Raw genomic sequence first — 13,772 nt, 5'->3', positions numbered from 1 at the left:
GACGGCATCAGCGTCGCTTGCGGGGCGGGCCCTGGGCCCTTGCGGGTCAGACGCCGGGGCATGGGCGTGGCGACGCCGCGCGATAGTTGGCCGCCGGCAGGAACCGAACTGCCGCAGCGCACGTCTCCCGCACCATGATCTCAAGCGAGCGCCATGAGCACGCGATTTCCTCCAGGCTGGTCTCGCCGTCCGCGGTGAGTGTGGATTCGGCGAAGGCCAACGACTACGACGGCTTCGCCGAGGCGTACACGGCCGCGAATGAGACCAACCTGGTCAATGCCTACTACGAGCGGCCCGCGATGCTGGCCCTCGCTGGAGACGTGGCCGGCCGGCGAATCCTCGACGCCGGCTGCGGCTCGGGGGCCCTGTTCGCCGCGCTGCGCGACCGTGGCGCCATGGTGAGCGGCTTCGACGCGAGTGCCGAGATGCTGCAACTGGCCCGGCGGCGGCTCGGCGACGGCGCGGACCTGCGGGTGGCGGATCTGGGCGGCCCGCTTCCTTACCCTGACGACACATTCGACGATGTGGTCGCGTCCCTGGTGCTGCACTACCTGGAGGACTGGGGGCCGGCGCTGGCCGAGCTGCGACGCGTACTCAAGCCCGGCGGTCGGCTGATCGCTTCCGTCGACCATCCCTTTGCCGTCAACCTCATACACCGTGAGGCCGGCCGCGAGGCCGAGAACGACTACTTCGACACCGCCAACTGGACCGTGGAGTGGACCATAGGCGGCCACACCGCCCTGGTGAGTCGCTGGAACAGGCCGCTGCACGCGATGACCGAGGCTTTCACCGGGGCCGGTTTCCGGATCACGGTCATCAGCGAGCCGGAACCTGATCCCGCCGCCCGCGAGATGTTCCCCGAGGCCATCGCGGCCACGCCGCGCTTCCTGTGCTTCCTGTTCTTCGTCCTGCAGGCCGATTGACTTCCGCTCCCCATCTGAAGCTTGGGGATTCTCATTACGGTCGGCGGAGGCATTTCCGTCGGTTTTGGCAGCGCCACAGCTCCGCCCGGCCTGCTCCCCGAATGCGATGATCACCCTCGTGTCTTCACTGCCCACCATGGAGTGAGAGGGCCAGGAGGCGTGGACGTGTATGAAGCCGTGGACAGCCGCAGGGCCGTGCGAGCGTTCAGCGATGAGCCGGTGCCCAAATATGTCCTCGAACGAGTGCTGGCGGCAGCGACGCGGGCCCCGTCGAGTGGGAACCTGCAGCCGTGGCATGTGTATGTCGTGAGCGGCGAGCCTTTGGCCGAGCTGAAGAGGAGGGCGACGGCCAGGGCACTGGCGGGAGACCCGGGTGATGAGCGGGAGTATCCGATGTACCCGGCCGAATTGGCTCCGCCGTATCTGGACCGCTTTTCCGCCGCCGCCGCTCAGCGATACGAAGCGCTGGGAATCGAGCGTGACGACCCCGCCCGGCCCGTGAAGATCGCCGCCTTGAACTCGGAGGCGTTCGGGGCACCGGTCGTGCTGTTCTGCTACCTCGACCGGATGATGGGGCCGGGGCAGTGGGGAGACGCGGGGATGTACTTGCAGACGGTCATGCTGTTACTGAGGGCGGAAGGGTTGCACAGTTGCCCGCAGGTGATGTGGACGATGTATCGCGAGACCGTCAGTCAGATAGTCGGAGCCGATGACGAACTCGTGCTGTTCTGCGGTGTCTCGGTGGGCTTCGAGGAAGAAGGCGTGCCACGGCTGCGTACCGGGCGGGCGGACATGACCGAAACGGTGAGGTTCATTGGAGCGTGACCCACTGACAGGAGGACGTCGGCACGCTCATGATGCGTGCCCACCGCCCCGCCTAATACTCCAGCTGTAGATCGTGATCTTCATGTTTGGGCTGTGGCTTGCCGTCGGTAGTGACTGGTGCGTGATCGTGCCTGGTGGCGGCGGAGCCAGTCGGGCCAGGCGAGCCGGTGGTCCGCATCCCGGACGGGCCGGACGACGAACGCGATGAACAGGCGGCAGATCTCGTTGCAGGTCAGCGGGGTCAGGTCGTCCGGGGTGGGTCGGTGTGCGTGTTCGTCAGCGCGGACGACTGCGAGGAAGGCGTGGGCCAGCATCGCGAGGGTGACCCAGCGCGCCCATGAGGGGTAGCGGCGGACCTGGTGCTCGTCCAGCCCGGCCAGTCCCTTTCCGGTTTGGAAGGTCTCCTCCACCCGCCATCTGAAGCCTGCGACCTTGATCAGGGTAGTCAGAGACGCACGGAGTCGTGGGTTGCCGCCGTAGACCTCGTCCCCGGTAACCCAGCCGGCGCGGTGTCCGGCGTCCCGGAACCGCTCGATCATCGTGCGGGCCAGGTCCGGCGTGGTCGCGAAGACGGTGTCTGGCCGAACCCGGCTGCCCGGCAGCGGTCCGGGTCGGATGTCCAGGAGCGCGGGATGTACAGCTCCCGGTCCACCGCCGCGTGTCCGCGTATACCGGCGTAGACGAGGTAGACCGCGACCTGGGAGTTCTCGATCCGGCCGGCCGTTCCGGTGTACTGGCGCTGAACCCCGACCGTATGGGTGCCCTTCTTCACGTCGCCGGTCTCGTCGACCACCAGGACCGCGGCGTCGTCATGGAGGTGCTCGACGACGTATTCGCGCACGTCATCACGGACGGCATCGGCATCCCCGACGGCCCGGCACAGCAGATGCTGCATACCGTGCGGGCCGGCCTCCCCGGCCCACTCCGCGATCGTCCAGCAGTTCTTGCGCGGCAAGTCCGACGGCAGACCCAGCACCAGCCGTCCGGCCCGCAGCCGGGGCTCGACCCGGGCAAACCGGCCCGCAATCCGGCCCATGGCGACCTCGAAGACCGCTCGCCACCGACTGGGATCTATGCTGTGACCTGCGGCCACCGTCTCTTCGTCAGTCCACACAACTCACGATGATCAACGGTGGTCGCCCTCTCTCCGCGGCGGCCCCGGTCACTGGCGATCGGGCCGTCACATACGGTTCGCGGCATGGCAGTTGAAAATGTAAAGACCCCCAGACCCCGGGTGCAGCTGGTCATCGGCATCATCCGTCGAGACGATGAGATCCTGCTCGTACGAGAGAGCCTCGGCACCGACGGTGAGATGCTCTGGTCGCTGCCCGGTGGCGGGGTCGAGGACGGCGAGCTTCTGCACGAGGCTCTCCGGCGTGAGCTGCGAGAAGAGACCGGGCTGCTGGTCGGCGACCCGGTGCGGACCGCGTTCCTCATGCACATCGACTCCGAGCAACACCCCTCGGCCTTGGCCGCCGCCTTCGAGATCGACGAGTGGGCAGGGGACCTCACACCGCAGGACGACGACATCGAACAAGCCGCCTTCTTCGCCCTGCCAGACGCCCTGAAACTGCTTGGTGAACTGGACAGCGCAGCACAGCGGGAGCCCATCGTCGGCTACCTGACCGGAACCATCGCGCCGGGGACCACCTGGCTGTACCGCAACCGGGACGCGCAGGAAACGCTCGTCGCCCGCTGGTGATGCAAAACAGCGGCCACAACATGGAGATCACGATCTACAGCTGGAGTACTAAGCGGCTCCGCCGAAGTCCGCTGCTGATCCGCACCTGCGGTACAAACCTGGCCGCCCCTGGTGAATGGGGCCTGGGGCCCCAGGAACTCTTTGATCCCGCACCTCAGTGGAGTTGCTTAGGGCCTTCTCGAAGTCGGGTGTGAGCTTGTGGCAAGATCGCGGGATGCTGCGACTCACCGATTTCATTATCGACTGCCCGGACACGATGAAGCTGGCAGCTTTCTACTCCGAGGTGACGGGCCGTCCGGTCAAGGAAGGCAGCTCCGAGGAGTGGGCCGGCATTCAGTTCGGCGAGATCGAGCTGGCGTTCATCCGGGTGGACGACTACCGCGCTCCGCAGTGGCCCGACAGCGAGCACCCCAAGCAGTTCCACCTCGACTTCGAAGTGGATGAGATCGAGTCCGAGCAGCACCGCGTCCTCGACCTCGGTGCGACGCTAAAGCAGGACTTCATCGGCCCCAACGGCTACGGCTGGCAGGTCTACACCGACCCGATCGGTCACCCCTTCTGCCTGTGCCGCAACAAGGGTGTCATCTGGACCGACCAGGGCCCGATCTGGCCCAAGCGCGGCTAAGCGGCTTGGACGCGGTTCGTTGCTGATTGTCGGATCCGGTCGCGTTGATGGTTCATGGCCTGGTCGACGGCCTTGCCACTGGCGTTGGTGCTGGTCTGGGCGCGTTGCGGGTAATCCTGGTATTTCGCCTGGCGCCAGACCAACTCGATGTCCTTCAACTCCGGGCTGCGCGGTGGCAGGTAGAACAGCCCCACCCCGATCTTGGTCAGCTGCTCGCGGCGGCCCTTGAACGCCTTGGCCGTGTGCGCTGAGGCGTTGTCCAGCACCACGGTGCACGGCCGCGGGCGCGCCCAGACGGGCAACTGCCCATCGAGGCCGTCGGCGGCCAGCCCCAGGGCTGCGGCCCCACCGGGCAGGCCGGCCAGGTCCGCAGACGAACTCCAGCAGCATCCCGGCGTCGTTCTTCCCGCAGGTGGTCTGCAGGAGAAGGTCCGGCGGGTGCCCACGATCTGGGCGCCGAGCACGTCGACCCGGCGGTTCCTGGTGTCCTCGCGGGGCACCACTGCCCGCTGCCCGATGCACGAGTAGGTGTAGCCGGTGGACATGGTCGGGGCGAAGCCGGACTCGTCCAGGAAGATCAGGTCGCGCTCGCCCGCGTCCAGCGGGTCAGATCCCGCCGAGCCAGCAGTTCGCGCAACTCGCAACGCTGCTCGTCGGTCAACTCGATGCGGAGGATGTTCGACATGACCTCCCTCCCACAGGACGCCTACCCAACCAGCAGCCACCTTCACCCGAGCCGCCTAACCGGGCCTGCCGGGGGTGCTCACCACCTCGGACCGTACGCACACGCGCTGCCTCCCCGAGGTGCTGACGGTGACCGTGTAGTCGGCCCAGGGCCGGCCGGGGGCCACGGCCGCCGCGGCCGGGGTCCATCCGAGGGCGGCGAAGGGGACCTCCGCCCGCTGGCCGCGGGTCTTCATGAAGCGGACGCTCTTGATGAGGGTGCCGGTCGCTCCGCCCCGGCCGTCGCATTCCAGTCGGCACAGTGCGTCGCTGGCGAAGGGGGTGGCCAGCGGGGTCACGATGACCCCGCCCGTACGGGCCTGCCGCGGCCATGCCGGGGGGATGGCGCGGACGGCGGCGGTGGAGAGGATGCGGTCGTACGGGGCGCCGGCCGCGTGTCCCTGCTCCCCGTCGGCGCACATCACCAGCGGCTGCGGGGCGTGGCCGAGCCGGTGGAGGGTGGCCGCGGCCCGCGCGGCGAGCCTCGGGTCGATCTCCACGCTGACCACCCGGCCGGCCCGGCGGGTGAGGAGGGCCGTGTTGTAGCCGCTGCCCGTACCGACCTCCAGGACCCGGTCGCCGGGGCGGAGGTCGAGGTGGTGCAGCATGTCGACCACCACGGCCGGGCAGGAGAGGGAGCTGGTGAAGTCGGCGCGGGCGGTGGGGCCGTCCTCGGGCCGTATCCGGCCGTCGGCGATCTGCGTGATCAGCGCCGCGAGCGGCAGGTAGACCGCCTTGAGCCAGGCCCGGGGGCGGTCCGCGCGGTCGATGACGTGGTACAGCCCGTCCGTACGGGGGTGCGCCCACCACACCCGCTCCGGCACGAACTCCTCGCGCGGCACGGCCAGGAACGCCTCCCGCAGCCACGGCTGCCCGCTGAAGTACGCGCCGTCGCCGCGCGCCTCGATGTCGGCCGCACACCGGGCCCGCAAGCCGGCCGCGTCCATCGCTCCGGCCCCCGTCAGCTACTTCTCATCGTCATCGTCGGGCTCTTCAGGACTCGGCTCGGGCACCGGGTTACCAGGGTCGCCCGGACTCGACGAATCGCCGCCGACCTGGCCGTTCTGCTCCCCACGGTCCCTCACACGAGCCCCCTCGACGCTCCGGCGGCGGCCGTGCCAGTGTGCCCGCCCGGGAGCCGTGATCGCCACGCTGCCGGGCCGACTATGCCCGTAACAACCGGCCGCCCCCGGTTCGACGCCCTGGTCGGCGACGACGTGCCCCGCTACGAGCCGCCCCGCGCGGCGGGTGGCTGGGGAGGCCGAATCAAGCCGGGGAAGCCGGCTTGTCGGTGGTCGGATCTAGGATGCGGGGCATGACGCGGTACGTTGACGAGGACTTGCGTGGTGCGGAGTTCCGCGAGTGTGATCTGACCGGGGCGCGCCTGGTCGGCGTTGTCATGCAGGACGCTGTGGTCGACGGGCTCGTCACCAACCTCGTGGTGAACGGTGTCGAGGTCATGGAGTACGTCGAGGCAGAGCTCGACCGGCGTCATCCGGTGCGGGTGCTGATGCGCTCCGAGGACCCGGCCGATCTGCGCGAGGCGTGGCGTCAGTTGCGTGCCGGGTGGGCCGCCGCGGTCGAGCGAATGCGCCGTACGCCCGGCATTGAGCGCCGCAGCGTGAACGGCGAGTGGTCGGCGGTGCAGACGATGCGCCACCTGGTCTTCGTCCACGACTCGTGGTTCCGCCGCTGCTGCCTGGGCTCGACGGAGCTGTTCACGCCGATGGGCCTCGGGACGACCGTCGAGCCCTACCGGGGAGCGCACGGGCTCGACCTCTCGCTCGATCCGAGCTTCGACGACATCGTGAGCGTGCGTGAGGCACAGGCCGCCGAGCTGGAGAGATGGCTCGACGAGGTCACCGCCGTGCGGCTCGCGGCGCGAGCGCCCGTCCCCGACGACGATGTGTGGCCGCCGTACGCCCGGGGCCGCTCGGTGCGGCAGTGCCTCGGCACGGTGCTCAACGAGACCTTCGAGCACCACCGCTTCTGCGTCCGCGACCTCGACCTCATCGAGGCGATCGAGGCACAGGACGCCGAGTAGGGCCGGCCACCGGGACCACTACTCGCGGCGCATCGGGTTTCCGCCCCGTGGTGAAGCGATTCTCAGTCGACCGCCGTGCGGCGCCGCGGTGGTCATTCGCGGCGCCGCACACGCGTCAGCCGACCTTGACGGACGGGTCCAGGACGCCCTCACCGATGCCCGGGACGGCGCACGTGGGGACCTTGTTCTTCTTGACGAGCCGGTAGGCCACCGACTTGACCGAGTCGTCCTTCTTGAACTCCGCGACGATGAGCAGGGTCGCGGCGTGCGGGATCATGTCGGGCCGGATGCGGGCCTTGCCGGGCTCGGAGGTCAGCGCGTGGAACTGGGTGGCCCAGTACTCCGCGGGCGGAGCCTCGGTGCAGTTCTTGTCCGCCTTCAGGGCGACCGCGGGCACGCCCAGCTTCTTCAACTGCTTCTGGAGTCCGGGCAGACCCTCGGCGCGGTTCAGGTCGAGGATCAGGGAGCCGTCGGCCTGCTTGTTCACGGCGTACGCTGGCGTGCTGCCGGAGCCGCTCACGGCCGGCACGACGACCGCCGCGGCCACGGCCGCCACCGCGGCCACGGCGAGCGGGGTACGCCGGCGGCGGGCGGGGACGGACGCGGCGGGCGCGGCAGGGGCGGGGGCGGTGGCCATGGCCGACAGTTGCTCCGCGAGCTGCTTCTTGAATCCGTTCGGCGTGGTCATGAGACAACCTCCAGGGTGCGTTCTGCGCGGGCCGCGCTCGTTGCGGGCCCGGTCGGGTCGGTACGGTCGGTGACGGGTGGGTGTGCGGTGCGCAGTGCGCGCCTGGCGCGGTGCAGACGCACCCGTACGGTCGTGGTGTTGAGGCCGAGGGCCTGTGCGGCCTCGCGCGGGGTGAGGCCGTCGACGGCCACCAGTTCGAGGACCGCGCGCAGCGGTTCGATCAGCTCCGCGTGCCGCTCGGTCAGTTCGCGGGCGGCGCGTTCGGCGTCGATGCGTTCGTCGAGGGCGGCGATGTCCTCCTCGTCCAGCAGCCGCCGCCCGTTGAGCCGGGCGACCGCGTGCTGTTCACGGGCGCTGCCGCGGTAATGCGTGGAGAGGACGTTGCGGGCGATGCCGTACAGCCAGGCGGCGGGGGCCCCGCGCTTGGCGTCGTACTGACCGGCGGCCTCCAGCGCGGCGACGAAGATGTCGGCGGTGAGGTCCGCCGCCACCTGCGGGCAGGCCGTGCGCCGGGTGACGAAGCCGAGGACGGCGTCGAAGTTCTCCTCGTAGAAGAGCGCGAAGCCGGCGGCGTCCGGCCGTGGCGGGGCGGCCCGGCTCGTCGGTCGTCGGGCCGCTGCGGCCCGTTCGGGTATCAGGGGCACCCGTGCCTCCAAGGTGGTTGGTGATCCCCTTACACCCGGTACTTGGCCGAACGGAGGCGAACTGTTTCATCGTTCCACCAGTTTTTTTCGTCGGCTTGCTCGGCGACGGCCGGCGATACGCACCGGAGCCAGGCGGCCACAGGGCCGACACGATGCGCCGTACGCGGCGTACGTGCTCGGGAAACGCACGCGGCGTACGTACTCGGAACGCGCGCGGCGTACGTACTCGGGGAACGCGCGCGGCCCCCGGACAACCCGTCAGTGGGTTGTCCGGGGGCCGCGTCGAGCGGACCGGGACCGGGTGCTAGCCGATCTCGGCCCCGTACTCCTTCAGAGCCTCCGGGACCGGCTGGAAGAAGGTCTCGCCGCCCTGGGAGCAGTCGCCGCTGCCGCCCGAGGTGAGGCCGAGGGCCGACTCGCCGTCGAAGAGGGCGCCGCCGCTGTCACCGGGCTCGGCGCAGACGTCGGTCTGGATCAGGCCGTCGACCTGGCCCTCCTGATAGTTCACGGTGGCGTTGAGCGCCTTGACCGTGCCGTCGTGGACCTGCGTGGTCGAGCCGCTGCGCTTGACCTGCTCGCCCACGGTGGCCTCGGCGGCCTTGGTGATCTTCTGCGTACCGCCGTAGAGGTTCACCTCGCTCGGGTGGTCCGTCTGGCCGGTGTACTTCGCGAGGGAGTAGTCACGGCCGGGGAAGGTCGATGCCTCCGTGGTCGCGATCTCCTGGCCGCCCTGCTGGTCGGACCAGCTCTTGACCGCGTTGCCGCAGTGGCCGGCGGTCAGGAAGTACGGCTGGCCGCCCTTGGTGACGTTGAAGCCGAGGGAGCAGCGCGCGCTGCTGCCCCAGATCGCGTCGCCGCCCGCGATCAGCGGCCTGAACTCACCAGCGCTTCTCTTGAGCGCCGCCTTGTCGCCGAGCGACGAGACGACCTTGCTGACCTTCGACAGCGCGGCGCCCTTGACCGTGCGGTCGGCGGTGACGACGACCTGGTTGGTCTTCGGGTCGGTGGCCCAGGCGGTGCCGGGGACGGCGGCGTCCGCGTCCAGCGTCCTGCGGGCCGATTCCAACTGGGCGAGCGAGTGCTTGACGACCTTCGGCTCGGCCCCGGCCCTGCGGACCTGGTCCGCGGCCTTCTCGTTGAGGACGTTGACGACGAGCTTCTTCGCCTTGGCGTCGTAGTAGGAGCCGGCCGCGTCACCCTTGAGGCCGGCGGAGAGTTCGCCGGCGAGCTTCCCGGCCGACGTGACGGACAGCGTGTCGGGGGTGGGGCCGGGGGCCGCGTTGGCGTTCTGCAGGGTCAGGGACGCGGCCGCGAGTACGGCGACGCCCGCTCCCGCGAGGGCTACGCGCCGCTTGGGCATCCGACGGTGCTTCAACTCTTGACCTCCAGTGGGGGGATGGGCCCGGCTCGTGGGGTAGTGCCCGGGCCCGGAGGGGGTACGACACGGACTCGCCCCCGATCCGGGGTCGCGTCCATGCCAAGTTGCGCCGTCGAGTATCCCGACACGGCGAGGGAGTGCACAAGACCGACTTCCAGTCGCGCGAACAAGGTTTCGTGCGCCCCCGTCACGTACGCCGCAGGAGTAACGCCACGCACGTCGGCCAGGGTCCTACCTACGGAGGGCAGTTGGCTGGTCAGCGCAGGGTGAGACCGAAATCTGTCCGGTAACCGCCGCTCCGTTTCCGAAATGCGAGGCGGCTTACGCCGAGTGAATTACGGGCGCGAGGCCCTGTGTCGGCGCGAGCAGCGGGGGCGGCGCGGCCCCACGCGTCGCCGCGCGCACCCATCTCGGCGCGGGACCCGTGGCGGCGCGGGCCCCTTGCCGGCGCGGGACCCGTGGCAGCACGGCCCGATGGCGGCGCGGCCCCATGGCGGCGCCGGCGCCCATGCCATGGACCGCTCGGGCCGCGCGCGCCGCCTGCACAGAACCGGCCGGGCGGCCCGGGGTCAGGCCACCGCGTGCCGATAGGCCGGGTAGGTGATGTATCCGGCGTCGCCGCCCTGGTAGAAGGTCTCCGTGTCGACCGGCGCGATGGGCAGCCCCGTACGCAGCCGCTCGACCAGATCGGGGTTGGCGAGGAAGGCGCGGCCGAAGCTGATCAGGTCGGCGCCCAGGCCGAGCCAGCGGTCGGCGTCGGCCGGTCCGGCCGGGCGGGGACCGCCGGGCACGGCCGGGTTGACGATCAGGGTGCCGGGCCACGCCTCGCGCAGCCGCAGGAGTACGTCGTCGTCCGCGGTGGCCGTCACATGCACGTACGCCAGGTCGAGGCGGGCCAGCTCCGCGAGCAGGGCGGTGTTCAGCTCGACGGCGTCGTTCTCCCACACGCCCCAGATGCCGCCGCCGCCCGGCGAGAGGCGGATGCCCGTACGGGCGGCCCCCACGGCCTCGACGGTGGCGGTGGCGGCCTCGACCGCGAACCGGACGCGGTTCGCGACCGAGCCCCCGTAGCGGTCGTCGCGCAGATTGGCGTTGGACGACAGGAACTGGGAGATCAGGTAGCCGTTGGCGCCGTGCAGTTCGACCCCGTCGAAGCCCGCGTCGACCGCGCGCCGGGCGGCGTCCGCGTACGAGCGTGCGTGCTCCGGCACCTCGTCGGTCGCCAGCGCCCGGGGCACGGGCATGGGCCGCGGACCGTTCGGGGTGAAGACGCTGCCTTCGCCGGGCACGGCCGACGGCCCGACCGGCTGGAACCCCGTGGTGTCCGGGTGCGAGACCCGGCCGCCGTGCATGAGCTGGGCGAAGATGCGCCCGCCGTTGACGTGCACGGCGTCGGTCACCTGCCGCCACGAGTCCCGCTGTTCGTCGGTGTGCAGACCGGGCGTGCCGGGGTTGGACTGCCCGACGAGGCTGGGCTGGACCCCCTCCGAGACGATCAGGCCGGCCGAGGCCCGCTGCGCGTAGTAGACCGCCATCGCGGGGGTGGCCAGTCCGCCGGCGGCGGCCCTGACGCGGCTCATCGGGGCCATGACGGTCCGGTTGGGCAGGGTGAGCCCGCCGAGCTGGTGGCTGCTGAACAGGGACGGCATCGTTTTCTCCTTCGTGCACCGCACCCCGCTCCTGTGGGGCGCGGGACCACGTTAAAATCTGACATCCATGTCAGTTTCAAGTCGAAGGCGTCGCGGACGCGTGTGAGAGCCCTCACATGGCCGCACCGCGCCGGAGACCGACGGAGGGAGCCGCGCCCATGCGCATCGGAGAGCTGGCGGAACGTACCGGAGTCAGCGTGCGTTCACTGCGCTACTACGAGGAGCAGGGGCTGCTCACCAGCGACCGCAGCGGCGGCGGACACCGGCACTACGCGGCGGCCGACGTCGCTCGCGTCCAGTACATCCAGGGGCTGTACGCGGCCAACCTCTCCAGCCGCACCATCGCCGAGCTCATGCCGTGCGCCGAATCGCCGAGTACGCACAACTCCGACGCGGCCCTTGAGCGGATGGCCCTCGAACGCGACCGGATCACGGCCCAGATCGACGACTTCCTCCGGGCGCGGGACACGCTCGACCGGATGATGGAGGTCACCCGCGCGCACCGGGAGGCGCTGGAGAACGGGACCGCCACTCCACTGGCGGACGGCTCGGGATTTCGGTGCTCGTAGCACCAATCCCGTACGGGCGTACAAGGGTGGCCCGGCGGCGACGCACCTGCCGATGATCAATACGCGGGTTCCGTGACGGACCCCCCCGGCTCTGGCAGCCGCGACGCGCGGCGGCCACAGCTCACCTCGCGCCCCCGTGTGCCCGCGTACCCCCATGCGAAGGAGTTGCCCCGCCATGCATCATCGCCAGCGGCTCGCTGTCGGCACCACCTTGGTCACCGCCCTCATCGCTCCCCTTGCCACCAGCACCGTCCACGCCGATCCCGCCCACCCGCCCGAGTCCGCCACCACCACCGGCACCGGGCCCCGGCACGCCCCCCGCCACCAGCAAGGCCCGGACAGGTTCATCGGCGCCGGCGGCGACTCCGCGGCGCTGGCCGCCCGCCTCCAGCGGCAGGCCAAGGGAAGGAAGATCACCCAGCTCGACGTCGACACCTCCGCCGTCGCCCTCACCGCGGACGGCACCCTCCTCGCCGCCGGCCGGGAACCCGACGTGGCGGACATGCTGCGCCAGTCCAGAGGCCGAAGAATCACCCAAGTCTCCACCGCCGACGGGGTGATGGCGGCGCTGACCGCCACCGGCAGACCGATCGTCGCCGACCCGAAGCGGCGGATCACCGCGCCCGACCTGCTCAGCCAGACACGAGGCCACAAGATCACCCAGATCACCGTCGCCCCCGGCGGGGTCCTGGCGCTGACGAACGACGGCAGACTCCACCTCGCCGGCGAGACCGGATGGACCAAGTGCCTCATGGACCAGGCACGGGGGAAGAAGGTGACCTCGATCGCCGGCGGCCACGGCTTTCTGGCCCTGGCCAAGGGCGGCCACCTCATGGCCTCCGGGGCGCAGTCCGGCGAGATCCTGAAGCAGGCCGAGGGCAAGCGCGTCGTCCGCATCAGCGGCGGCCCCTCCAGTTCGGCGCTGGCCAGCGACGGCACCTACGTCTCCACCAGCCCCAAGGCGAGCAAGTCCCTCCGCAGACAGGCCGCGGGGCGGAAGTTCCGCCATATCGCCACCGCACACCGGGAGTTCCTGGCGGTCACGGGCAAGAGCACGTTCCTCCTCCACTCCCCGTACGGCAAGAAGCGCGCGTGGCGGCTCACCAAGCGCGCCGCGGGCCGACCGGTCGCCCACGTCGCCACCGACGGGCACCGCAGCCTCGCCGTCGTACGGGAAACGGCCGCGCAGCCGTCGGCGGTACGGACGTACGGCGACACGAACCGCACCGCCGAGGCGAAGACGTCGTTCGGGCATCTGCGGGCCCAAGCGCTGGACGGGCACAAGCCGGTGGGCGGCACGGACCTGAAGTTCCGGATCATCGGCCGCACGGCCGCGCGCTTCATCGTCGGCGGACGGCCGCGGACCTCGGCGATCGCCACCACGGCACGGGACGGGGCGGACAAGGGATGGGCGAAGGCCCCCACGCTGCTGGCCGGGGGCCGGCCCGGCGGCTTCAGCATCAAGATCACCTCCATCTCCAGCCCGTCCGCAACGCCGGGCGTGTACTTCATGCACGTGACCGAGGCGTCGGAGCCGGACCAGGTCCGCCTGAAATTCGCCGACATGAAGGCCAACCCGCAGGACGGCCCGGTGAAGCTGCAACTGACGTACCGGGACCGGAACAACCACCGCCACATCCGGTCGATCATGCCGGGCCAGGGCTGGATCAGGTTCGACGGCCAGAACCGGCTGAAGATCCCGATCCATCTCACCGTCAAACAGCTCCGCTGCCCCTATCGCGAACTCAGCAACGGCGGCGTCCTCGCCATCCGCGCCCCCCAGAACGACCGGCTGATCCTCACCAGGGACCCGGCACACAAGCTGCCGGCGCACATGGCCGTCCGTCACGTCAAGGACACCAACGAGTACGTCTTCACCTGGCGCGGCACCCCGAAGCACGGCCCCGCCCGCGTCGCCAAGGCGACCAAGGCGACCAAGGCGACCAAGACAGCAAAGGCGGCCAAGGCGGCCAAGGCGGCCAAGGCGGCCAAGAGGAGGTGA

The 13,772-nt window shown here is 70.4% G+C and carries 13 protein-coding genes and 1 pseudogene; 7 read left to right on the top strand and 7 right to left on the bottom strand.

Going from position 1 to position 13,772, the window contains the following annotated elements; all coding sequences use genetic code 11:
* Positions 1–134 precede the first annotated feature (134 nt).
* The gene (locus IF55_RS24205) at positions 135–923 is read left to right on the top strand and encodes a class I SAM-dependent methyltransferase (protein WP_030886708.1); all 789 of its coding nucleotides are present in this window, start codon (positions 135–137) and stop codon (positions 921–923) included.
* Positions 924–1,082: 159 nt separating this feature from the next.
* Positions 1,083–1,748 carry a nitroreductase gene (locus tag IF55_RS24200; protein ID WP_030886711.1) on the top strand — a complete coding sequence of 222 codons (666 nt, stop codon included), beginning with the start codon at positions 1,083–1,085 and terminating at the stop codon, positions 1,746–1,748.
* A gap of 275 nt (positions 1,749–2,023) precedes the next feature.
* Here the strand turns inward: IF55_RS24200 and IF55_RS24195 are convergent.
* A pseudogene (locus IF55_RS24195) lies at positions 2,024–2,784 on the bottom strand (IS701 family transposase); the annotation flags it as partial.
* Positions 2,785–2,946: 162 nt separating this feature from the next.
* On the opposite strand from IF55_RS24195, the gene IF55_RS24190 reads away from it, so the two are divergent.
* Both IF55_RS24190 and IF55_RS24185 read left to right on the top strand, forming a co-directional pair.
* The gene (locus tag IF55_RS24190; protein ID WP_030886714.1) at positions 2,947–3,450 is read left to right on the top strand and encodes an NUDIX hydrolase; all 504 of its coding nucleotides are present in this window, start codon (positions 2,947–2,949) and stop codon (positions 3,448–3,450) included.
* A 214-nt stretch (positions 3,451–3,664) separates the two neighbouring features.
* Positions 3,665–4,075 carry a VOC family protein gene (locus tag IF55_RS24185; protein WP_030886717.1) on the top strand — a complete coding sequence of 137 codons (411 nt, stop codon included), beginning with the start codon at positions 3,665–3,667 and terminating at the stop codon, positions 4,073–4,075.
* Here IF55_RS24185 and IF55_RS36070 read toward each other — a convergent pair.
* Positions 4,072–4,620 carry a transposase gene (locus IF55_RS36070; RefSeq protein WP_157854462.1) on the bottom strand — a complete coding sequence of 183 codons (549 nt, stop codon included), beginning with the start codon at positions 4,618–4,620 and terminating at the stop codon, positions 4,072–4,074. The genes IF55_RS24185 and IF55_RS36070 overlap by 4 nt on opposite strands.
* Before the next feature lie 195 nt (positions 4,621–4,815).
* Positions 4,816–5,745, bottom strand: a complete 930-nt coding sequence (locus IF55_RS24175) for an rRNA adenine N-6-methyltransferase family protein (protein WP_048832387.1) — start codon at positions 5,743–5,745, stop codon at positions 4,816–4,818.
* A gap of 368 nt (positions 5,746–6,113) precedes the next feature.
* On the opposite strand from IF55_RS24175, the gene IF55_RS24170 reads away from it, so the two are divergent.
* Entirely contained in the window at positions 6,114–6,842 is a 729-nt protein-coding gene (locus IF55_RS24170) for a DinB family protein (protein ID WP_048832386.1), read from the top strand.
* Positions 6,843–6,957: 115 nt separating this feature from the next.
* Here IF55_RS24170 and IF55_RS24165 read toward each other — a convergent pair whose 3' ends face one another.
* From IF55_RS24165 to IF55_RS24150, 4 genes are all read right to left on the bottom strand, one after another.
* A complete protein-coding gene (locus IF55_RS24165) occupies positions 6,958–7,530 on the bottom strand; it encodes a hypothetical protein (RefSeq protein WP_030886727.1) in 573 nt (190 codons plus the stop codon).
* A complete protein-coding gene (locus tag IF55_RS24160) occupies positions 7,527–8,174 on the bottom strand; it encodes an RNA polymerase sigma factor (RefSeq protein ID WP_245661374.1) in 648 nt (215 codons plus the stop codon). Before IF55_RS24160 ends, IF55_RS24165 begins: the two co-directional genes overlap by 4 nt.
* 304 nt (positions 8,175–8,478) lie before the next feature.
* On the bottom strand, positions 8,479–9,549 hold the full coding sequence (locus IF55_RS24155; RefSeq protein WP_030886733.1) for a S1 family peptidase: 1,071 nt from the start codon (positions 9,547–9,549) through the stop codon (positions 8,479–8,481).
* A 572-nt stretch (positions 9,550–10,121) separates the two neighbouring features.
* Positions 10,122–11,201: an alkene reductase gene (locus IF55_RS24150; protein WP_030886738.1), complete on the bottom strand. Its 1,080-nt coding sequence runs from the start codon at positions 11,199–11,201 to the stop codon at positions 10,122–10,124.
* 158 nt (positions 11,202–11,359) lie between these two features.
* On the opposite strand from IF55_RS24150, the gene IF55_RS24145 reads away from it, so the two are divergent.
* Complete coding sequence (locus IF55_RS24145) at positions 11,360–11,770, top strand: MerR family transcriptional regulator (protein ID WP_037966106.1); 411 nt, start codon at positions 11,360–11,362, stop codon at positions 11,768–11,770.
* Positions 11,771–11,945: 175 nt separating this feature from the next.
* Positions 11,946–13,772 carry a PQQ-binding-like beta-propeller repeat protein gene (locus IF55_RS24140; protein ID WP_030886743.1) on the top strand — a complete coding sequence of 609 codons (1,827 nt, stop codon included), beginning with the start codon at positions 11,946–11,948 and terminating at the stop codon, positions 13,770–13,772.

Origin of the sequence: Streptomyces varsoviensis (genome assembly GCF_000718635.1) — a bacterium.
Taxonomy (GTDB): Bacteria; Actinomycetota; Actinomycetes; order Streptomycetales; family Streptomycetaceae; genus Streptomyces; species Streptomyces varsoviensis.
This window is presented reverse-complemented; position numbering and strand designations above follow the sequence as displayed.

Coding starts and splice junctions, on each gene's coding strand:
- IF55_RS36070 (WP_157854462.1), bottom strand. CDS start 4,620: ATGTCCACCGGCTACACCTACTCGTGCATCGGGCAGCGGGCAGTGGTG.
- IF55_RS24185 (WP_030886717.1), top strand. CDS start 3,665: ATGCTGCGACTCACCGATTTCATTATCGACTGCCCGGACACGATGAAG.
- IF55_RS24140 (WP_030886743.1), top strand. CDS start 11,946: ATGCATCATCGCCAGCGGCTCGCTGTCGGCACCACCTTGGTCACCGCC.
- IF55_RS24150 (WP_030886738.1), bottom strand. CDS start 11,201: ATGCCGTCCCTGTTCAGCAGCCACCAGCTCGGCGGGCTCACCCTGCCC.
- IF55_RS24170 (WP_048832386.1), top strand. CDS start 6,114: ATGACGCGGTACGTTGACGAGGACTTGCGTGGTGCGGAGTTCCGCGAG.
- IF55_RS24145 (WP_037966106.1), top strand. CDS start 11,360: ATGCGCATCGGAGAGCTGGCGGAACGTACCGGAGTCAGCGTGCGTTCA.
- IF55_RS24175 (WP_048832387.1), bottom strand. CDS start 5,745: ATGGACGCGGCCGGCTTGCGGGCCCGGTGTGCGGCCGACATCGAGGCG.
- IF55_RS24165 (WP_030886727.1), bottom strand. CDS start 7,530: ATGACCACGCCGAACGGATTCAAGAAGCAGCTCGCGGAGCAACTGTCG.
- IF55_RS24190 (WP_030886714.1), top strand. CDS start 2,947: ATGGCAGTTGAAAATGTAAAGACCCCCAGACCCCGGGTGCAGCTGGTC.
- IF55_RS24205 (WP_030886708.1), top strand. CDS start 135: ATGATCTCAAGCGAGCGCCATGAGCACGCGATTTCCTCCAGGCTGGTC.